This is a genomic window from Terrisporobacter petrolearius, assembly GCF_020748185.1.
Classification (GTDB): Bacteria; Bacillota; Clostridia; order Peptostreptococcales; family Peptostreptococcaceae; genus Terrisporobacter; species Terrisporobacter petrolearius.
Window position 1 is genome coordinate 95,591 of the sequence record NZ_JAHZMO010000009.1, and the last position, 22,125, is coordinate 117,715.

At 27.1% G+C, this 22,125-nt stretch carries 19 protein-coding genes, 2 riboswitches and 1 other annotated feature; of the genes, 16 read left to right on the forward strand and 3 right to left on the reverse strand.

Translation table 11 applies throughout. The annotated features are described in order from the left end of the window. Window positions 1-6: 6 nt before the first annotated feature. Window positions 7-597, reverse strand: a complete 591-nt coding sequence (locus K0040_RS07710) for a manganese efflux pump MntP (RefSeq protein ID WP_228108342.1) — start codon at window positions 595-597, stop codon at window positions 7-9. A gap of 195 nt (window positions 598-792) precedes the next feature. On the opposite strand from K0040_RS07710, the gene K0040_RS07715 reads away from it, so the two are divergent. The 10 genes from K0040_RS07715 (at window position 793) to K0040_RS07760 (ending at window position 10,950) form a co-directional block, all read left to right on the forward strand. Beyond that, window positions 793-1,347, forward strand: a complete 555-nt coding sequence (locus K0040_RS07715; protein ID WP_228108343.1) for a ferritin family protein — start codon at window positions 793-795, stop codon at window positions 1,345-1,347. A 135-nt stretch (window positions 1,348-1,482) separates the two neighbouring features. Further along, window positions 1,483-1,729: a binding site (T-box leader), on the forward strand. A 132-nt stretch (window positions 1,730-1,861) separates the two neighbouring features. Next, window positions 1,862-2,479, forward strand: coding sequence for an amino acid--tRNA ligase-related protein (locus K0040_RS07720; protein WP_228108344.1), 618 nt, complete (start codon window positions 1,862-1,864; stop codon window positions 2,477-2,479). Window positions 2,480-2,501: 22 nt separating this feature from the next. Continuing rightward, window positions 2,502-2,858, forward strand: coding sequence for an amino acid--tRNA ligase-related protein (locus tag K0040_RS07725; protein ID WP_228108345.1), 357 nt, complete (start codon window positions 2,502-2,504; stop codon window positions 2,856-2,858). A 25-nt stretch (window positions 2,859-2,883) separates the two neighbouring features. Beyond that, a complete protein-coding gene (gatC, locus tag K0040_RS07730) occupies window positions 2,884-3,159 on the forward strand; it encodes an Asp-tRNA(Asn)/Glu-tRNA(Gln) amidotransferase subunit GatC (RefSeq protein WP_228108346.1) in 276 nt (91 codons plus the stop codon). A 12-nt stretch (window positions 3,160-3,171) separates the two neighbouring features. Then, window positions 3,172-4,629, forward strand: a complete 1,458-nt coding sequence (gene gatA / locus K0040_RS07735; RefSeq protein WP_228108347.1) for an Asp-tRNA(Asn)/Glu-tRNA(Gln) amidotransferase subunit GatA — start codon at window positions 3,172-3,174, stop codon at window positions 4,627-4,629. Window positions 4,630-4,632: 3 nt separating this feature from the next. Continuing rightward, window positions 4,633-6,072, forward strand: a complete 1,440-nt coding sequence (gatB, locus tag K0040_RS07740; protein ID WP_228108348.1) for an Asp-tRNA(Asn)/Glu-tRNA(Gln) amidotransferase subunit GatB — start codon at window positions 4,633-4,635, stop codon at window positions 6,070-6,072. Window positions 6,073-6,261: 189 nt separating this feature from the next. After that, complete coding sequence (cls, locus tag K0040_RS07745; protein WP_228108349.1) at window positions 6,262-7,797, forward strand: cardiolipin synthase; 1,536 nt, start codon at window positions 6,262-6,264, stop codon at window positions 7,795-7,797. A 164-nt stretch (window positions 7,798-7,961) separates the two neighbouring features. Continuing rightward, complete coding sequence (locus K0040_RS07750; protein WP_228108350.1) at window positions 7,962-9,197, forward strand: diaminopimelate decarboxylase family protein; 1,236 nt, start codon at window positions 7,962-7,964, stop codon at window positions 9,195-9,197. 114 nt (window positions 9,198-9,311) lie between these two features. Beyond that, window positions 9,312-10,169 carry a mechanosensitive ion channel family protein gene (locus K0040_RS07755; RefSeq protein ID WP_331476285.1) on the forward strand — a complete coding sequence of 286 codons (858 nt, stop codon included), beginning with the start codon at window positions 9,312-9,314 and terminating at the stop codon, window positions 10,167-10,169. Window positions 10,170-10,269: 100 nt separating this feature from the next. Then, on the forward strand, window positions 10,270-10,950 hold the full coding sequence (locus tag K0040_RS07760) for a TVP38/TMEM64 family protein (protein WP_228108351.1): 681 nt from the start codon (window positions 10,270-10,272) through the stop codon (window positions 10,948-10,950). A gap of 41 nt (window positions 10,951-10,991) precedes the next feature. Here K0040_RS07760 and lplA read toward each other — a convergent pair whose 3' ends face one another. After that, a complete protein-coding gene (lplA, locus tag K0040_RS07765) occupies window positions 10,992-11,978 on the reverse strand; it encodes a lipoate--protein ligase (RefSeq protein ID WP_228108352.1) in 987 nt (328 codons plus the stop codon). A gap of 188 nt (window positions 11,979-12,166) precedes the next feature. Here lplA and K0040_RS07770 point away from each other — a divergent pair, with 188 nt between their 5' ends. The 3 genes from K0040_RS07770 (at window position 12,167) to K0040_RS07780 (ending at window position 15,841) form a co-directional block, all read left to right on the forward strand. Then, window positions 12,167-12,763, forward strand: a complete 597-nt coding sequence (locus K0040_RS07770; RefSeq protein WP_228108353.1) for a DUF4362 domain-containing protein — start codon at window positions 12,167-12,169, stop codon at window positions 12,761-12,763. Window positions 12,764-12,857: 94 nt separating this feature from the next. Next, a riboswitch (Lysine riboswitch) is annotated at window positions 12,858-13,029 on the forward strand. A 222-nt stretch (window positions 13,030-13,251) separates the two neighbouring features. Next, window positions 13,252-14,997 carry a Na+/H+ antiporter NhaC family protein gene (locus K0040_RS07775; RefSeq protein WP_228108354.1) on the forward strand — a complete coding sequence of 582 codons (1,746 nt, stop codon included), beginning with the start codon at window positions 13,252-13,254 and terminating at the stop codon, window positions 14,995-14,997. Between the two features lie 133 nt (window positions 14,998-15,130). Next, the gene (locus tag K0040_RS07780) at window positions 15,131-15,841 is read left to right on the forward strand and encodes a tRNA threonylcarbamoyladenosine dehydratase (protein WP_228108355.1); all 711 of its coding nucleotides are present in this window, start codon (window positions 15,131-15,133) and stop codon (window positions 15,839-15,841) included. Window positions 15,842-16,031: 190 nt separating this feature from the next. Here the strand turns inward: K0040_RS07780 and K0040_RS21475 are convergent, their stop codons facing one another. Continuing rightward, window positions 16,032-17,369 carry a Na+/H+ antiporter NhaC family protein gene (locus K0040_RS21475; RefSeq protein WP_369123727.1) on the reverse strand — a complete coding sequence of 446 codons (1,338 nt, stop codon included), beginning with the start codon at window positions 17,367-17,369 and terminating at the stop codon, window positions 16,032-16,034. A 167-nt stretch (window positions 17,370-17,536) separates the two neighbouring features. Continuing rightward, window positions 17,537-17,712, forward strand: a riboswitch (Lysine riboswitch). A 108-nt stretch (window positions 17,713-17,820) separates the two neighbouring features. Between K0040_RS21475 and K0040_RS07795 the strand changes: the two genes are divergently transcribed. From K0040_RS07795 to K0040_RS07805, 3 genes are all read left to right on the forward strand, one after another. Further along, complete coding sequence (locus K0040_RS07795; protein WP_228108356.1) at window positions 17,821-19,569, forward strand: Na+/H+ antiporter NhaC family protein; 1,749 nt, start codon at window positions 17,821-17,823, stop codon at window positions 19,567-19,569. Window positions 19,570-19,656: 87 nt separating this feature from the next. Further along, window positions 19,657-20,847 carry a pentapeptide repeat-containing protein gene (locus K0040_RS07800; RefSeq protein ID WP_228108357.1) on the forward strand — a complete coding sequence of 397 codons (1,191 nt, stop codon included), beginning with the start codon at window positions 19,657-19,659 and terminating at the stop codon, window positions 20,845-20,847. Between the two features lie 165 nt (window positions 20,848-21,012). After that, window positions 21,013-22,104, forward strand: coding sequence for a KamA family radical SAM protein (locus K0040_RS07805; protein ID WP_228108358.1), 1,092 nt, complete (start codon window positions 21,013-21,015; stop codon window positions 22,102-22,104). Window positions 22,105-22,125: the final 21 nt, after the last annotated feature.

Consider the following 22,125-nt stretch of genomic DNA (forward strand, 5'->3'; position numbering starts at 1 on the left):
TGTAAATTAATTTAACATTTTATAAATAAAATTAGTGTGTTCATTTAAAATATTAATACCTATAAGAATTAATATTATGCCTCCTATAATCTGAGAGTAATTTTTAAATACTGGGCCTAAAAATTTTCCAATCATAACGCCTAAAAAACATAAGACAAAGGTAATTAGGCCTATGCTTAAACAAAGGGGTATAATATGTACATTTAAAAATGCAAAGCTAATTCCAACAGCAAGAGCATCTATACTAGTAGCAATGGATAAAATTATTAATTCTGTGTTATCTAATTCACCATCACATGTTACTGTTATTTCAGGATTGTTGCTATCTTCATAGGCTTCAAATATCATTTTAAGACCAATAAAAGATAATAGAAATAATGCAATCCAATGATCTACAGCTTTTATATATAATTGAAACCTAATGCCTACAAACCATCCAATAAAGGGCATTAATCCTTGAAATAAACCAAAGAAAAAAGCAATTTTAAAAGATATAAAGGATGTAATTTTTCTAAGGGTCATACCCTTTGTTACTGAGACAGCAAAGGCATCCATGGCTAAAGCAAATCCAGTTAATAATATTGTTAAAAATCCCATAAATATGTCCTCCTTGGCAATAATCAAACCATTATTAATAATTCTTATTACTTACAATATATTTAATATACACACTTATTATTCTTAAATAAAACTTGAAAATTATAATTAAATATATGAAGAATAAAATAATATAAAGATATTCATAATATAAGTATGGAATAAAATAAAGGAAAAATTAGGAAGGAAATGTGAATGAATAAGTGGATTTGCCCAATATGTGGATATATTATTGAAAATGAGAAACCAAGAACTTGCCCTATTTGTAATTGTCCTTATGAAGAATTCGAAAAAATTAACATAAAAGAAGAACAAAAAATATTTGATATTTGTGAAAATATAGGAATAGCAAAAGATGCAGATGACAAAATGATTTACGACTTAAGGACCATTTTTTCTAAAGAATGCTTAGAAGTAGGAATGTACTTGGCTATGAGTAAAATTGCCATGAAAGAAGGATACTTAAAGGTAGGAGAAGTATATAAAAAAATAGCTTATGAAGAAGCTAATCATGCATCTATTTTGGCAGAACTTTTGGGAGAAGTTGTTAAACCATGGACGAAGGAAAATTTAAAAGTAATTATAGAAGATGAATATGAAGCAATGCAAAGCAAATTGAAATTAGCTAAAAAAGCTAAAGAACTTGGTTTAGATACTATTTATAATGCACTAAATGAAATGTGTAAGGATGAAGCGAAACATGAAAAAGAGTTTTTTAGTTTGTTAAATGAATATTTTATAGAAACCTAAAAATGCATGAACATATATATTTTTTGAATATAATACTTTTGAACAGTAAATAATAACAATCATTATATAAGTGAGATAATAATAAAAATTGTTGATTTTACTTGTAAGTTAATTTACAATATTAAAAATATATAGAAAAATACTATGAAAAAGAGAGTTAACTACATATTGATTTATAGCGAGTAAAGGACGGTGGAAGCTCTGTATGATAATTTAGTTGAAGAACACTTTGGAGTTGTTAGACGAAATTTATTTTAAAGAGTAGACCTAAACGGAATCCTATCGTTATGAAGGAAACGTATCGAATATTATTCTGTACGTAATTAAGGTGGACTAAAAATAGTAAACTAGGGTGGTACCGCGTAAATATCACGTCCCTATACTTTTGTATAGGGGCGTTTTTTAATTTCAGGGATTTTTTAATGTATAAAAATAATAAAAGAAAAGATTGGAGAAAATGCCACACTTTGAAAGAGTATTTAATAACAAGGGTAAAGATAAAGATTTATAAAAAATGTTTATAAATGAATTAAATGATTGTATAAATCAAATAGTGCTACTTAGGGGGTGGATATACAAAATAACTGATTTAATCCGTGTAGTATTTGTAAAGTTAATGGATAAATCAGGTGTTATTCAATTAGTATGTAAAAAGGAACAAGTTAAAAATTTAAGGCTAGAAAATGCTGTAGAAGTACTTGTAAAAGTATGTAGCAATGAAAAAGCACCTGGTAAAATAGAAATAATAGCTGAAGAAATTAAAGTTACAGGAAATACTTATTATGACAAACTTCCATTTGAAATTAACAGTCTTAAAAATAAAACAGCTTTAGAAACTCAATTAGACCATAGAACAATATCCCTTAGAAGACCAGAAATAAGAGCAATATTTAAAGTTCAAAGTGAAATCGAAACAGCTTTTAGAAATTATCTAAAAGAAAAAAATTTTGAACAAATTTATACAGCTAAGATTATTGATTCATCAACAGAAGGTGGTTCTGAAATGTTTACTGTAAATTATTTTGATAGAAGATCTTTCTTAGCACAGTCTATTCAATTTTATAGACAAATGATTGTAGGAGCTGGATTTGGAAGAAGGTTTTATAAATTATTTATTGAATCACTTAAATAAAGTTTGAAAAAAAGAACTTGATATGTATAAAATAGACTTACCAAGAGAGGTATCTATTCCAAGAATAACCTTACAAGAAGCCCATGAAATACTGCTAAATAAATATAATAAAAAATCTCCAATTGGAAATATAGATGCACAAGGTGAAGTGCTAATTTCTAAATATGTTAAAGAAAAATACAACTGTGATTTTGTGTTTTTAACAAAATATCCTGTTAGTAAAAGACCGATGTATACAATGCCAGATGATGAAAACAAAGAATTAACTAAGAGCTTTGACTTAATATACGATTGTCTGGAAATAACTACAGGTGGACAAAGAATTAATGATTATGAAATGTTAAAAGAAAATATAATAAAATTTGGATTAACTCCATAAAGAAATTACTGAAAGGGTGAAGAAAATGGCAATTACAAAGGAAGATGTTAGATATATTGCAAATTTAGCAAAACTTCAATTTAGTGAAGAAGATGCAGAAGTTTTTGCAGTAGAGTTTGAAAATATACTAGAGCAATTTAAAACACTAGATAAACTGGACTTAGAAGATGTGGAAATAGAAAGACCGAAAGTTGCAGTAGTTAGAAAAGATATATGCAAAAAATGGGAAATAGATGATTTATATACAAATTCTAAAAAGATGAGAGAAACTTCCGTAGAAGTTCCTAAAATCATTGAGTAAGAGGAGGTTTAAATGAAAAGATATAGTATAAAAGAGCTAGTAAATAAAATACAAAGTAAAGAAATTTCATGTGAAGAGGTAGTAAGTTATTATATAAAAAATATAAAAGAAAAAGAAGATGATATAAATGCATTTTTATTATTTCAAGAAGAAAAAGCTTTAAAAAAGGCTAAAGAATTAGATGAAAAAATTAAAAAAGGTGAAAAGGTTGGAAAGCTAGCTGGTATACCTATTGCTATAAAAGATAATCTTTGCACAAAGGGTGTGACTACAACATGTGCATCTAAAATGTTAGAAGATTTCTTACCTCCTTATGATGCAACAGTTATAAAAAAATTACAAGAAGAAGATGCCATACTAATAGGTAAAACCAATTTAGATGAATTTGCTATGGGTTCATCAACAGAAAACTCAGCCTTTAAGATTACAAAAAATCCAATAGATATATCTAGAGTACCAGGAGGATCTTCCGGAGGATCAGCAGCTGCAGTCGGATCTGAGATGGTTCCACTTGCTTTAGGTTCAGACACAGGAGGATCTATTAGACAGCCAGCATCATTTTGTGGCATAGTTGGTATGAAACCAACTTATGGATTAGTATCTAGATTTGGCTTGATTGCCTTTGGTTCTTCTCTAGACCAAATAGGACCGTTTTCTATGACTGTGGAAGATAATGCTTATTTACTAAATATATTAATAGGAAAAGATGATTTAGATGGAACTACTGCTAAAAATCTTCAAGTAAAAGATTATACTTTAGGAATAGATTCAGGAATAAAAGGAATGAAAATAGGCATACCTGTTGAGTTTATTGAAGAAGAAGGGCTAAATGAAGAAATAAAAGAAGTTATATTTGAAGATATAAAAGCTTTGAAAGAACTTGGAGCAGAAGTAGAAGAATTTTCACTACCATCTACAAAAGATGGATTAGCCCCTTACTATATAATATCTTCAGCAGAAGCCAGCTCTAACTTAGCAAGATTTGACTCCATAAGATATGGATATAGAGCAAAAGACTATAACTCTGTAGAAGACTTAGTTGAAAAAAGTAGAAGTGAAGGATTTGGTAAAGAAGTAAAAAGAAGAATTATGCTTGGCACTTATGCTTTATCTTCAGGATATTATGATGCTTGTTACAACAAAGCACAAAAGTTTAGAGCAAAATTAAAAAAAGATTTTAAAGAAGCTTTTAAAAGATACGACATTATTATGGGACCAGTATCTCCTATACTTCCCTTTAAAATAGGAGAAAGATGCGAAGATCCAACAGCTATGTATTTGGCAGATATTTATACTATAAATATTAACTTAGCAACAGTACCAGCACTATCAATGCCAGGGGGCAAAAGTAAAGAAGGATTACCTATAGGAGTTCAATTAATAGGAGATGTATTCACAGAAGATAAAATATATAAAGTTGCTTATGCATTAGAGAAAAAACTAAATCTTAGCTTTGAGAGAGGAGTGTAATTTATGTTACTAGAAACTGTTATTGGTTTGGAAATACATGCAGAACTAAAAACAAATACAAAAATATTTTGCTCTTGCTCAACAGAATTTGGAGCTAAACCAAATGAAAATACATGTCCAATATGCCTTGGAATACCAGGAACTCTACCAGTATTAAATGAAGAAGTTGTTAATTTAGCCATAAAAGCTGGAAGAGCTATAGGATGTAGCATAAATAATTATAATAAAATGGATAGAAAAAACTACTTTTATCCAGACTTAACTAAAAACTATCAAACATCACAATACGATTTACCTATGTGTGTAAATGGTATTGTTGATTTTAATTACGAAGGAAAAAAAGTATCTGTTAGAATTAACAGAATACATATAGAAGAAGATGCAGGAAAACTTGTACATCTAGAAGATGAATCAGTATCCCTAATAGATTACAATAGAGCAGGCGTACCTTTAGTAGAAATTGTTACTGAGCCAGATTTAAGATCTCCAGGAGAAGCAGCAGCATTTATGAGAGAATTAAAAGGAATACTTGAATATGCTGAAATATCAGATTGTCGTATGGACCAAGGTTCTATAAGATGTGATGCTAATATATCTATAAGACCTTATGGTAGAGAAGAATACGGAACAAAAGTAGAAATAAAAAATATAAACTCTTTTAGAGAGGTTCAAAAGGCTTTAGAAAAAGAAGAAAAAAGACAAAAAGAATTATATCAATATGGCGAAGAATATAAAATAAAACAAGAAACAAGAAGATGGGATGCTGGAAAAGGTAAAACTTTACCAATGCGTTCAAAAGAAGAAGCTCATGATTATAGATATTTTCCCGAACCAGATTTAACACCTATTATAATAGAACAAGAAAAAGTTGATACTATAGAAAAATCACTACCTGAAATGCCAATAGAAAAAAGAGCAAGATTTGTGAAGGAGTATAACTTAAGTGAAAAAGATGCTTATATAATAATAGGAAGTAAAAAACTTGCTGCGTTTTACGAAGATGTTGTAAATGAAGGAGCAAATCCTAAAACAGCCTCAAATTATATATTAGGAGACTTACTTCGTTTATTAAATGCAAATAATATGGAAGTAGAAGATATAAAAATTTCACCTAAAAACTTAGTAAGATTATTTAATATGATAGAAGAAGGTAAAATAAGTAATACGGCAGGAAAAGAAGTATTTAAAGAAATGTTTAAAAGTGATAGACCTGTTTTAGAAATTATTGAAGAAAAAGGATTATCTCAAATTAGTTGTTCTGATGAAATAGAAAAACTTGTTGATGAAGTTTTAAAAAATAATCCTAAATCAATAGAAGATTTTAAAGCTGGAAAAACTCAAGCTGTTGGATTTTTAATGGGGCAAGTTATGAAAGTTTCAAAAGGAAAAGCAAATCCTCCAGTAGCAAAACAAATGATAGAAGAAAAACTTAAAAATTTGTAAGCTTATTATTATATTAAAAATGATAAAGTATTACTTGCTAACAATAAAGGTAAAAATAATAACTATAAACTAAAGAGACTTAGATATTTCTAAGTCTTTTTTTTATTGTAAAATTTTCACAACAAAGCGCAAATTAATATATACTAGTTATATATGTGAAATTTAAAAGGGGAGAAAATTAAAATATATATGAAAAAACCATATAAAAATTCTATCCAAAGATTAATATTTTTCTTTTTAACTTTGGCAGTACAGATATATATTATTATTTTAGTTATTTTACAGAGTAGAGAATACTTTTTATACTTTTATTTAATATCTCTAATACTTGGTTGTATTTTAGTAATATATATATTAAATGGAAAAAGTAATCCTAGTTATAAAATTGCATGGATAGTACCAATATTAATATTACCCATATTTGGGGGAACTTTTTATCTTATATACGGAGGTAATAAATTAAGTAAAAGAGAAAAGAAAAAAATGAAAAATCAAAATATAAAAATGAAGTCATCCTTAATTCAAGATTATGATGTTTTGAAAAGATTAGAAAAAGAAAGTGAGTATGCTAAGAATCAGTCCTTATATATATTGGATTATGCAAATTGCCCAATATATGAAAACTGTTATAATGAATATTTGTCACCAGGAGAAGTCAAGTTTGAAAAATTAATTGAGGAACTAAAAAAGGCAAAATACTTCATATTTCTAGAGTATTTTATTATTGAAGAAGGTATAATGTGGAACACTATTTTAGATATTTTAAAGGAAAAAGTTAAAGAAGGAGTAGATGTTAGAGTTATTTATGATGATGTTGGATGTGTAATGAAATTACCATATAAATATGCAGATGAATTACAAAAACATGGTATTAAGTGTAGAGTATTCAATCCATTTGTACCTTTATTTACAAATAGATTAAATAATAGAGATCATAGAAAAATAGCAGTAATTGATGGATATGTAGGTTTTATGGGCGGAATTAATTTGGCTGATGAATATATTAATACTTATGAAAAATATGGTCACTGGAAAGATGCTGCTATACTAATTAAGGGGGAGGCAGTCTTTAATTTAACTGTTATGTTTTTAAGTATGTGGGACTTTATAAATAATACAAATGATGATTACTTAAAGTATAAACCTAAAAATTATACAAATGAAAAATATTTAAGTAATGGATATATACAGCCCTTTGATGATAGTCCATTAGTCAATGAACCTATTGGAGAGACTGTATATTTAAATTTAATAAATAAGGCGAAAAACTATATATATATTAATACTCCATATTTAATAATAGATAACGAAATGGCAACTGCATTGAAAATAGCATCAAAGTCAGGCGTAGATGTAAGAATTGTAACGCCACATATACCTGATAAATGGTTTGTTCATGCAGTTACAAAATCTTATTATCACTCATTTATAAAGGACGGTATAAAAATTTATGAATATACGCCAGGCTTTATGCATTCTAAAACTTTTGTAGTTGATGATGAATATGCAGTAGTAGGAAGTATTAACTTAGATTTTAGAAGTTTATATCTTCATTTTGAATGTGGAGCATGGTTGTATAAAACAGAGAGTGTATTAAAAGTAAAAGATGATTTTAATGAAACATTGGAACTTTGCCAAAAAATAAGTTTAAAAGAGTGTGAAAATATAAAATGGCCAGTAAAATTTGGTAGACTAATACTTCGGTTATTTTCACCGTTAATGTAATAGAAAATCTTCCTTCATTCAATAGATAAGGAAGATTTTTTTGATTAACATCAATAAGAATCTTCAATAAGTTTAATCCCATACAACAATAAAGGATAAGTACAGGAAATATAGAATTTTATAGGAATATAAAGAATATTAAAATAAATTTGGGGAGAATGATGATGTTAGATAATAATAATTTGAGACAATTAATGTGTGAGATAAACAAATCATTTTATGTGTATGATGAAGAAGAAATTTTAAAATCTATAAATATTTTAAAAGATAAATTTAAAGAGTTTGAAATTTTATACTCAGTCAAAACTAATCCAAATAAACACATATTGGATTTAATGAGTAAAAATAATATAGGCTCAGATGCTGCATCTACAAAGGAAGTACAAATATCAAATACAGCAAATATTAATAAAAATAATATAATTTATTCTGCACCAGGTAAAAGAAGAAAAGACATTGAAGAATCTATTGATAAATGCATAATTACAGCTGATAGTTATAATGAATTAAGTTTATTAAATGAAATAGGAAAAGAAAGAAAAACTAACTTAGAAGTTGGGTTAAGGATTAATGCTAATTATAATATGTTTGGTGGAGAATCTATAAGCAGCAAATATGGCGTAGATGAAGAGACATTGATAGAAAATAAAAATTTTATAGACAATCTAAGTAATATTGAGATTGTTGGAATTCATGTACATCTTCAGTCACAAATTCTAGATTATGAAATAATTCACAATTATTATGAATATGTATTAAACCTTGCATTATTTTGTAAAGAAAAGATGAAATTTAATCTTAAGTTTATTAATTTTGGTGGAGGACTAGGGATATCATATGGAAATTCTTATGAACATTTAGATATTGATAAACTTAGTGAAATGTCAAATGTGTTAATTAGAAAATATAAACAAAAGTTAAATGCTAGATTTATTATAGAAAGTGGAAGATTTTTAGTTTGTAAAAGTGGAGCTTACGTTACACCTATAATTGATATTAAAGAATCAAGAGGTAGGAAATATCTAATCGTACAAAATGGATACAATGGTTTTTTTAAACCAACTATTAGTGAGCTTATTGTTTCTTATACTAACAAAAAAGATAATTTAAAAATGATGGAACCACTTTTTACTTCTTATGATTCTTATACAATAAGTTTAATAAAGAGGGAAGATAAAGAAGAAAATAATAAAGAGATAGTTACCATAGGAGGAAATTTATGTACGGCTGTTGATATTTTAGGAAAAGATATACTTCTAACTAAGGCTGAAATCAACGATTTGATCTTCATAAATAATGCTGGAAGCTATGCTTATTCTCTTACACCTCTTTTATTTAGTAGTCAAGAAAAACCTGTAGAAATATATTACACAAGCAAGGATTACCATGTAATAGACTAATTACATAAATTTACATGATATGTTTTACTATAATTATTTATAACTATTCTAGACAATTTTTGCAAAAAAGTGTATTATTTTATTTATATATGTAATAGACTTGGAGGGAAATTGATGCTTGAAGAAATACAAAATATGAATTTTAAAAATATGACCATGGAAACCATGGCTACCAAAATACTAGATTGGGCACTAAATAGTGGAACAAAATTAATAATAGGTACAATTTTAATAATAATAGGATTTAAAATAATAAATAGATTATCCAAAAAATTTGTAATCTTTGCGGAAAAAAGAAATATAGATATGACATTAGTGAAATTCACAAGGTCATTTATAAGTATATCTTTAAAATGTTTATTAGTGCTTGTAATTGCAGGAGCATATTGGGATCTAGAATTGTCAGGATTAGCAGCTATAGTTGCTTCAGCTGGAGTTGCCATAGGTCTTGCACTTCAAGGCAGTTTATCAAACTTTGCTGGAGGATTTATAATTTTACTTATTAGACCATTTAAAGTTGGAGATTATATCCAAGCTGATCAATTTGAAGGAGCAGTTGAACAAATTGGAGTATTTTATACAACTTTAACAACGGCAGATAATAAAGTTGTATTAATACCAAATGGAACCTTATCAAACGGAAGTTTAATAAATTATTCTACAAAAGAAACTAGAAGAGTCGATTTAACATTTTCAGCAGGATATGAATGTGATATTTTAAAAGTTAGAAGTGTATTAAAAGAAATAGTATCTAAAAATAAACTAATTCTTGATTATCCAGAGCCATTTGTTGGATTATTTGAACAAGGACCGAGTTCTTTAAAATTTGCTGTAAGAGTTTGGGTAAATACACCTGACTATTGGAATGTATATTATGATTTATTAGAACAAGTTAAAATTAGATTTGATGAAGAAAAGATTTCAATACCATATCCACAAATGGATTTACACGTAAGACAAGTTATAAAATAAAAAGATTGCTTTTTAGCAATCTTTTTTCATTGTATAAATTAAAAGAATTAATAACAAAATAGTAAGAAAATATTAAGAAAATGGGGTATATCAGGCCAAATTGTTAAGAAAAAATGAAAATTTATTCATAATAGATTTAAATAAAACTTATTATGATATAATAATTTTAGATCATAAAAAGGAGATACTTATGGAATATATTCAAAACATATATAATATAGTAAATGATTATTGGTTATTGTCTATTATTGTTGGATTGACAAGTGTATTTGTAGAAAGTTTTCTACCAATACTACCGCTAGTTGCAATTGTTACTGCTAACGCGGCTTTATTTGGTATGTATCAAGGGTTAATAATATCATGGGTAGGTTCTACAGCTGGAACTATATGTCTATTTTTAATAGTTAAAAAAATTAGCAACAAAAAATTTATTAAATTATTAAAAAACGAAAAAGTAGAAAAAGCAATTGATTGGGTGGAAGAAAAAGGGTTTATGTTATTGTTTTTTGCTTATGCTTGTCCATTTTTACCAGCTTGCGTGGTTACAATATCTCAAGGATTAGCCAAAAGACGTACTACAGATTTTATATCTGCAGTAGTGGCAGGAAAATTAGTTATGTTTTTTATAGTTAGTTATATAGGGAAAGACATCGTTGGTTTTATTACAAATCCTTTGAAAGTATTAACTTTAGTTTTGATCATATTTTTTGCTTGGAAAATAGGTAATAAACTAAATAAGGATTTGGATAATTTTGAAAAGAAAAGAATGCATGAAGAATAGGCAAAAGGTCTATTCTTCATTTTAATTTACTAACTTTAAGTTTATTTTACACACATTATTCCATCAACTAATATATCTATATCACAATTTAAAAAATAGTCATTTATATCAATGTTATTTAAGATACTCCTGATACTGGCTTCATTGTGATTTGTATTTTTTAACAAATCTTCTATATATGAAACATCATTTTTACCAAAGAAATCTCCGAAAAATTTTATTTCTTTAATCAGTCCTTTCTCAACATTTAAACTAAATTCTATATTGCCGCCAGGATACTTAATTTCATTATTAAGAGCATATTTAGGTGAATGACCAAAATTCCACTGCCAAGTATTATATTTCTCTTCAACCAATTTGTTTATTTCATTTATATCTTCCTTACTTAATTCGTAAATGCAATTATTTTCGTATTTGCTATTTATAAAGTTCATTAAGTAATTTTTAAATTCTAAAACAGTCATATCCTTTTCTAAGTGATTAGTAATATTTGTAACACGCGATTTAACAGATTTTACACTTTTACCTTCAAACTTAGATGGTTTTACTTTTAGAGCACTAGATAAATCACTTATTTCAGATGAGAACAACAAAGTACCATGGTGCATTACCTTATTTTTATAATTATATTGTGCATTACCTGAAAACTTTTGATTATCAATAAGTAAATCATTTCTTCCTGAAAATTCAGCTTGTATATTTAAATTTTTCAAAGCGTCTATTATTGGCATAGTAAATCGCTTAAAATCGCTAAAACTATTATCATTACACGAAATAAATGTAAAATTTATATTACCTAAATCATGAAAAACAGCTCCACCACCAGACTGTCTTCTTACGACTTTTATTTTATTTTGTTTTACATACTCATAATTAATTTCAGATAATGTATTCTGATTTTTACCTACGATTATAGCACTTTCATTTCTCCATAGTATAAAAATATCTTCATTAGTATTTTTTAAAAAATATTCTTCCATAGCCAAGTTAAAGTAAGCATTTGTACTAGTATTATTGATTAACAGCATAGTCTATTCCTCCATAAATTTTGTAATCAGACACTTTACTAATATTCAACAAAATGTGAGTATTTCCTTTAATAAATATGAATAATTAAAGAATTTGTCGCAATTTTCATAATCATAGTGGATGAAAATTGAAGGAATTATTTCAAAAAAAAAGAAGATAGTAATAATCAGTATGTAGGAGGGATAAGATGAAAAAGATAATTTATATTATTATTTGTATAACCTTTTGTAGCTTAGTAGGATGTAAAAACATTAATACTGAAAAGACTATAGATACTTTTAATGATGAAAAACTTAAGATATATTCAGCAAAAGACTCGCAAAAAGTAAAAGAACTATTAAAATCTTATGGAGGCTCTAAAAATTTAACAGTTGAAAAAGCTAAAAAAAATAATATTGTAGTTATTGAAGACGAACAAATAGTAGCAAATGAAAAGGTATGGAATGATTTTTATAAAAATAGTAAAAAGAAAAAAGAAGATAGGGTATTAATAGTTCAATACACTGAACAAGACGACCCAATACTGACTTATTTATCATGCAAAGACAATAAATTCTTTATGATTGAAGATGACTCGAGAGATCAATATAGAGATGATAAAGAAGAAGATTATTTTGAATATAGCTTTAAATATTTAAAATTATTTGAAGAAAACAATAAAACTTATGTATACTTGTTGGATGATGAAAAAATAACTTTAGATGAGCTTAATTATTCTCTATTAAGTTCAAATATATCAGATTGGATACCTTATGGTTTTGTGTTTTATTATATAAACCCATAGATTATTACAGTAAAGTAAATATAATTTTGATAAATTAGAACAAAATATATTGTATTTGTAAAGCATATATTATATACTATAAAAAACAAGTGAATATATAGGTAGAGGCGCAATATTTATAAGTATTAATAATGAGGTAGCACGATGACTTATTAAAAAAGGAAATATTGCCGAAGTGTATAACTGAGGCTTTAAGGTTATATCGCTGGGTGTATATAAAATATATATACAACTGTCACTAATTTTAGTGTTGAGCTATCATTGAGAAGAACTAATAATATTTTTAGTGTGTAATTTTAACCTTGATGAAGCCATCAAGGTTTTTTTATTGCAAAAAATTATAATTTTTATTAAAAAATATTGATTTTTAACTACTTAATGGAATAATGAATTTGTTCTAAAAGACATTATTAACATGAGCAAAGACAATTTTTATTAAAATGACAAAACCCTGAAATATTCACAACTATCACATAGGGGGAAGAAAAATGAAAAAAAGAAATGTAAGATTATTATTAATGACAACAATATTGATTTTAATATCAAATGTAACAAGTTTTGCAGCAGAACAAGATATGGCTGTAATAAATGCACAAAAGTATGGAATATTAACATTATTACCACCACTTGTAGCTATTATTCTGGCTTTTATAACTAAGAATGTTATAGTATCTTTGGTTATTGGAGTAATGTCAGGTGGTTTTTTATTAAACTTAAATGGTATTAATGTTTTTTCAGCACTATTTAATTCATTTTTAGATTTAATTGATAGAGCTGTTGGAGCATTAGCAGACCCATGGAATGCAGGAATTATACTTCAAGTTTTAGCAATAGGTGGAGTGATCAATTTAGTTGCTAAAATGGGTGGAGCAAAAGCAATAGCTGAGTCATTAGCTAAAAAGGCAAAAAGTGCAAAAAGTGCTCAACTTATAACATGGGCAGCTGGGCTTTTAGTATTCTTTGACGACTATGCAAATTCTTTGATAATAGGTCCTATGATGAGACCAGTTACAGATAAAATGAAAGTTTCAAGAGAAAGGCTTGCTTTTGTAATTGATGCTACAGCTGCACCAGTTGCAGGAATAGCAATAATTTCAACTTGGATAGGTTTAGAAGTAGGCCTAATTGGAGATGGATTTAATGCTATAGGAGTAAATGCAAATGCATTTAGTATATTTTTAAGTACATTACCATATAGATTTTATAATATATTGATTCTTGGATTTATAGTTATAACAGCAGTACTATTAAAAGAGTTCGGGCCGATGAGAGAAGCAGAGTTAAAAGCTAGAAAAGGAAATACAAATTTAGTTTCTAGTAAAGATATAGATGAAAAAATAAGTAATGAGCATAGTGATTTAGAGCCCCTTCCAGGAGTTAAATTAAACATATGGAATGCTATAATACCAATAGGAATACTAATAGTTGGATCATTATTTGCATTTTACTACAGTGGTTATAGCACAATAATGAGTGGAAATGATGCAAGTTTAATTCAAATATTTAATAACTCACCACTATCATTTGTAGCAATAAGAGAAGCATTTTCTAATGCAGATGCATCAGTAGCTTTATTCCAATCTGCTTTATTTGCAGGTGTAATTGCTATAGCAATGGGTGTAGGTAAAAAAATATTTACTGTATCACAAGGATTAGATATATGGGTAGATGGAATGAAAACTTTAGTTATAACTTGTGTAATACTAATATGTGCATGGTCACTTTCATCAGTAATAAAAGAACTTGGAACAGCTAGATACTTGATACAATTATTATCAGGTTCTGTACCAGCTTTTTTATTACCAAGTATAATATTTGTACTAGGTGGAATAATTTCATTTGCTACAGGTACATCTTATGGAACAATGGGTATACTTATGCCACTAACTATACCACTAGCTCATTCAATAAGTCCTGAGATGTCTTATATAATAGTTTGTGTAAGTGCAGTTCTTACAGGTTCTATATTTGGAGACCACTGCTCACCAATATCAGATACAACAATACTTTCATCAATGGGTGCTGGATGCAATCATATAGACCATGTTAGAACACAAATGCCATATGCTTTATTTGTTGGAAGTATAGCAATATTATTTGGGTATATACCAGCAGGAATGGGACTTCCAATTTATTTAATAATGCCTTTAGCATTTGTAGCTATGTTTATAGGAATACAGATACTTGGAAAAAGTGTAGATATAGATGAAAAAGAAGAAAGTTTAATAGCTTAATTTATTATAAAAATCTCTTTAAATTGTTAGATAAAACAATTTGAAGGGATTTTTTTATATTTAATTAATACACTTGTGAATCTAGGGAAAACTAAATATAAGAGTTAGTTGTAATTATTAAAGGAGAATCTAGATGGACAGCAATTTTACAATGAGAACAAATTTACTTATAGGAAAAGAAGGAATGAAAAAATTAAAAAATTCTAATGTTCTTGTCATTGGAGTAGGTGGGGTGGGGAGTTTTTGTGTAGAATCCTTAATAAGAGCCGGTGTGGGAAACATAACTATAGTAGATTATGCAAAGGTTGAAGAAGGTGATTTTAATAGACAACTACCTGGATTAACTTCTAATTTAAACAAAGATAAGGTTCAAGTAGTAAAAGATAGATTACTAGATATAAACAAAGATTTAAATATAAATGCAGTAAACTGTGTTTTTAATGAGGAAAGTAGTAACAAAATATTTAGTCAAAATTATGATTATGTTGTAGATGCTATAGATATGGTTTCATCAAAAATTCATTTGATTGAGATATGTTTAAATAAAAATATACCAATAATAAGTTCCATGGGTATGGGAAATAAACTTGATCCAACAAAGATAGAAATCAATGATATTTCAAATACCCATACTTGTCCATTGGCTAAAGTTATGAGAAAAGAACTTAGATTTAGGGGAATAGAGCATTTAAAAGTAGTATTTTCTACAGAACAACCTATAGAAGTTAAGGAAAAAATATCAAATGGCCATAGAATCTTACCAGGAAGTATGCCTTTTATGTCTTCATGTGGAGGATTGATAATGTCATCTCAGGTTATAAAAGATTTACTTGATATAAAGTAATTTTAAATTTAAAGCTAAAATAGTAATAATTTTGATAATAAGCAATTAAAATTATTACTATTTTTATTTAATAAAGTATAAAAAATTATTTCAATAATATCTTCTTTAAAATCATAACTCAATGATCGTTAGGAACTTGTTGCTATCTTTTATAAAGAGATATAATGCTTAATTTGTTTATGGAAAGCCTCTACCTTATAAAGAATTTTTGCAACTTATCTTTATAATAGTCCAAGTAGATACAATAACATAAATGACAAATTGGAACTATATATAGAAATATGGCATATGGGATAAATTTGTAATTACTTATGCCTAAGACTGAAGTAGGAACAAGTGCAGCTATACACCATGGAATTAAGGCAGATGTAATAATAGCGGAATTGGAAAATTCCATAGCTATATCCTCATTATTATAATTCTCATAGGTATCCTTAAGTATTTCTATAGTTAAAATAAAAGCTATAGTCTGGCTACATCCAATAGAGGCAATTATTAAGCCAAGTAATAAGGTTATAAAAAATAACTTGCTTCTATTTAGTTTTATTTTCTTTAAATACTTTTCCAAGCCTCCAAAAATATTTAATCCACTAAAAAATCCTGTTAAACAACATGAAATAATAATTATATAACAAGTTTTAAACATGGAAATAATACCGCCACCCTTAATAATATTTGATAAAGATGAAGACGTTTTATATCCAAATATAATATAATTACACAAATCTATCATAGTTATTTTTTGAATAAAAAGGCAAATTATTATTGATGTTATTATACTTATAGTTATTGATTTTGAAATTGAAACTTTTTTCAACGATAAAATAATAATTATAATAGCTGGTATTAATAAAATAAAACTTATATGAAAATTATTGTATAAAGTTAAACTTAGTGAATTATCAATAAAAGTTAAAGGATTTTTAAAGGAGAAAAATAAATAAAAAATAATACTAATTATAGTCGGAATAATACCAAAAATGAAAACCTTTCTAATATATTTAAATAAATCAACGTTAGTTAAATTGCATAGAAGAAGTAAACTAGAAGATAAAGGTGAACATCTATCACCTAAATATGCACCAGACATAATGGCTCCTCCTACTAAATTTAAGTTAAGATTAGACGCCTGTGCAATAATAATAAGAGGTATACCTATGGAGCTTACAGTACCAAAGGAAGTACCAATTAAAATTGATGTTACAGCTGGTATTAAAAAACAAAACAATATAAATAGGTTAGGGTTAATATATTTTAATGAATAATAAACTATTGATGGAATTGTTCCACAACTTAACCAAACACTTATTAAAATTGAAATTAATATTAAAATTTTTATAATTGGAAAACTTCTTTTAGACTCAAAAGCATATAGTTTATGAAGGTCTTTAATGGTTTTATTTCTCTCTAGACCAATTAAAGAAAATAAAATTAAAGAAATAGTTAAGCCGTATCCTAAAAAAATATTATTAAAAACGCTAAATATTAGCATTATTATTGTAATAATAATGATGAAAAAAATATTCATATAAATAATTCCTCCTATTATTTATCAATATAATAAAATTATAGAGGAAAAATATTAAAATATTAATTAAATATAAAAAATATTTATAAAACATATATGGTAAAAAATACGGAATTAATTGTTGCTAAATAAAGTAAGGTGAGATATACTCATATTTATAAGTGAATATTTAAGGTAGAGGTGCGATTTTTATCAGTAACAATAAGGAGTTAAGCAACGTTGATTTATTGTGAAAGGAAACATCGCCGAAGCGTATAACTGAAGCTTTAAGGTTATTTTGCTGGGGGTATATATAATATATATACCACTGTCACTAAGAAATTAGTGTTGAGCTATCAAATGGATTTATAGTTTAGTATAATTATGACCTTGATGCTCTTACATCAAGGTTTTTTTAATGAAAAAAATAGCCCTTATGATGTTCACTACAAAAATATTAGGGGGAAATAAAATGAGAAGAAGAAATTTAAGATTATTTTTAATGACAACCATGCTATTGATAATGACGACGGCATTATCTTTTGCAGAAGAAGTTGATGTTGCAGCACAAAATGCAGGTAAATTTGGTTTATGGACTTTAATACCACCGCTAGTTGCAATTTCACTTGCTTTTATAACTAAAAATGTTATAGTATCTTTGGTTATAGGAATTATGTCAGGTGGATTTATATTAAATATAACAGGAAACAATCCTTTTATGGCAGTGTTTTATTCATTTTTAGATTTAATTAAAAGAGCAGTGGAATCACTAGCAGATCCATGGAATGCAGGTATAATTCTTCAAGTTTTAGCAATAGGAGGAGTTATAAATTTAGTTGGGAAAATGGGTGGAGCAAAAGCCATAGCTGAAGCATTATCAAATAAAGCAAAAACAGCAAAAAGTGCTCAAATAATGACTTGGTTTGCAGGACTATTTGTATTCTTTGATGACTATGCAAACTCTTTAATAATAGGACCTATGATGAGACCAGTTACAGACAAAATGAAAGTATCAAGAGAAAGATTAGCTTTTATAATAGATGCTACTGCAGCACCAGTTGCAGGTTTAGCAATTATTTCTACATGGATAGGTTTAGAAGTTGGGCTTATAGGTACAGCATTTGAAAGTATAGGAGTTGAAACAAATGCATTTGGAGTATTTTTAAATACAATTCCATTTAGATTCTATAATCTATTAATATTAGGGTTTATAGTAATGACAGCTTTACTTTTAAAAGATTTTGGACCTATGAGAAAAGCTGAGTTAGAATGTAGAAGAGGGAGTCAAAATCTTACTTCAAACGAAGAAGTAAATAAAAATTTAAGTAAACATGATGATATGGAACCATTAGAGGGTGTTAAACTAAGTGTGTGGAATGCAATAATACCAATAGGAGCGTTGATAGTTGGAGCGTTATTTGCATTTTATTACAGTGGATATACTGCAATAATGGGAGGAGAAGATACTGCGGTAATTCAACTTATGCAAAACTCACCAGCATCATTTAATGCAATAAAAGAAGCTTTCTCGAATTCAGATGCATCTGTTGCTCTTTTCCAATCAGCTTTATTTGCAGGAATAGTTGCGATGGTTATGGGTGTATGTAAAAAAATGTTTACTGTATCAGAAGCTTTAGATATCTGGGTGGATGGAATGAAAACATTAGTAATAACAGGTGTAATATTAATATGTGCATGGTCACTATCATCTGTAATAAAAGAGCTAGGAACAGCAAAATATTTAATTACATTATTATCAGGTTCCCTACCTCCATTTATAGTACCAAGTTTAATATTTGTTCTTGGGGCAATAATATCATTTGCAACTGGAACTTCTTATGGAACAATGGGGATACTTATGCCACTGGCTATACCTCTTGCATATTCAATAAACCCAGAGATGTCTTATGTAATAGTTGCAACATCAGCAGTATTAACTGGAGCTATATTTGGAGATCATTGTTCGCCAATATCAGATACAACGATACTTTCATCAATGGGAGCTGGATGTAATCATATAGATCATGTTAGAACACAAATGCCTTATTCAATATTTGTTGGAGTTATTACTGTAGTGTTTGGATATATACCAGCAGGATTTGGATTACCTGTTTATTTAATCTTACCACTATCATTTGTGGCAATGTTTATAGGAATACAAATACTTGGTAAGAGTGTAGAGGTTGAAGATGTACAAGGAAATGAATTATTAGAAAATTAATATTTATAAAAGACTTAAATAATGATGCATTTAAGTCTTTTTTTATGCAAATAATAAGTTATAGATTTTATAAAAGGAGAAATCACTATGGCTTATGTGAATTTTAAAGAAGAAAATTATAAATTAAAGATTCAACTAGAAAAAAGGAAAAAGAATAATGAAAAAAATTACAGTTATATTGTAAAGCATAAAAAGGAGATGACGGACTATAATCCTGATAATAGATATAGTTATGAAATTATAGAAAACGAATTCATTGGAAAAAAAGGATTGTTAGATGAAAAAGATTATTATAATATTTCTAATAAAGATATAATATGTGCAAACTTCAAAGATTGCACTTTTGCAAATACAAAATTTATAAATTGTAGAATAATAGGTTGTAAATTTTATGATTGTAAATTTATATTAGGTGGCGTTATTTTTGAAAATTGTATATTTATTATGGAAGATAATATAAAGTCACCATCATTGAATAATACAACAAACTACTCTTGTGAATTCTATAATTGTGAGTTTTATAGTAAATTTAAGAATTGTGATTTATCATATTCAATATTTGAAAATTGTTTAATAAAAAATACTTCATTTGAAATATGCATGATGAAAAGTATGATAGCAAATAAATGTGAATTAAATAAAATAAAAATTTCTGATTGTGATTTAAGTGGATTTAAAACACACAAATGTTATATTCTAGATTTTGAATTTGATGATAAGTATAAAACTAAATTAGATGAAAAAACATTTTTTGACAAATTAGTAGAAATTAAAAAAGATAGAGAAGAATACGAAGGGCTATATTTAACTTATCAGACTATAGCAGATAAATTTAAAGAAAATACTTTAGATAATAACTTTGGAGAGTATTATTATTTATGCAAAAAAATTGAGTATAAAACCCTGAATCTGTTACCTAAAATAGAATCATTTTTGTATAGAATATTTTGTGGATATGGTGAAAGGCCTTTTAATGCACTATTTATGGGAATATTTTTAATACTAGTATTTGCATTTTTATATTTAATTGTTGGTTTAGATATTGATAACAATTATGTTATTTATAATTTAGAAACATTTAAAAATTTAGATTTTATGAAATTTATTGAACACTACAATGAATCTTTAGCACTAAGCTCAGGGATATTTTTAGGTGTAGGGGGATATAGTAGTGAGCCAGTGCAAATATCATTGATGTTATCTAACATTGAAATGATATTTGGAACAGCAACAGTAGGAATTGGCATTGGTGCAATAGTAAGAAAAATTATAAGATAATATCTATGAAAAAAAAGGAAATTTACCGTATAATATAGTATTTATATATATTAATATTTTGTAATATTCTTACTATTAAATAATATATTTCAAGTATATTAATTATATGAATAATGTATATTAAAATGATTTTGAAATTCTATTTACACATTAAGGGGTGGTATCTTGAATAATACAGAGTTGTTAAAGAAAAACATAACTAAATCTGAAGATTTAAATTTATACATGAATCTAACAAAAGATGAAAAAATAAAAATGAATGATATACTTGAAAAATATCCTATGTCTATTACACCTTATTATTTATCTTTAATTGATTTTGATGACCCAAATGATCCTATAAAGAAAATGTGCATACCTTCTATAGAAGAAACTGATTTAAGTGGAAGTTTTGATACAAGTGGAGAAGCAAATAATACTGTTATTACAGGAATGCAACACAAATACGAACAAACTGTAATAGTTCTATCGACAAATCACTGTGCAATGTATTGTAGACATTGCTTTAGAAAACGTTTAGTAGGTTTATCAGATGAAGAGATAGCTACACATTTTGAAGAAATGTTAGAATATATTAAAAAAAATGAAAAAATAAGTAATGTGCTAATTTCTGGAGGGGATTCATTTTTAAATAGTAATACTAAAATTGAAAAATTATTAGAAGCATTATGTGATATTTCTCATATTGATTTAATTAGATTTGGAACAAGAATTCCTGTAGTTTATCCTGAGAGAATAACAAGAGATAATGGAGTTAAAGAGATACTTAGCAAATATGGTCAAAAAAAACAAATTTATGTAGTAACTCAGTTTAACCATCCTAGAGAAGTAACTAAGGAAGCTACTGAGGCAATAAAATATTTAAGAGGTGCTGGTGTTATAGTAAAAAATCAAACAGTTTTGTTAAGAGGAGTCAATGATAGTATTGAGGTTCTTGGAGAGTTGCTAAAAAAAGTTACTTCTATTGGGATAGTACCATATTATATATTTCAGTGTAGACCAGTTACAGGTGTAAAAAATCAATTTCAAGTGCCCCTTAAAGAAGGTATTGATATAGTAGAAGGAGCTAAAAGCTTGCAAAATGGCCAAGGTAAATGTTTTAAATATTGCTTGTCTACAACGAGGGGGAAAATTGAAATAATAGGAAAAACAGAAGAAAATCATATGGTATTTAAATTTCATCAAGCGAAATACAAAGAGGATAGAGCAAGAATATTTATAGAAAAAGTTGATGATAATCAAACCTGGATATATTAAAATATTTAATTGTAACTGACA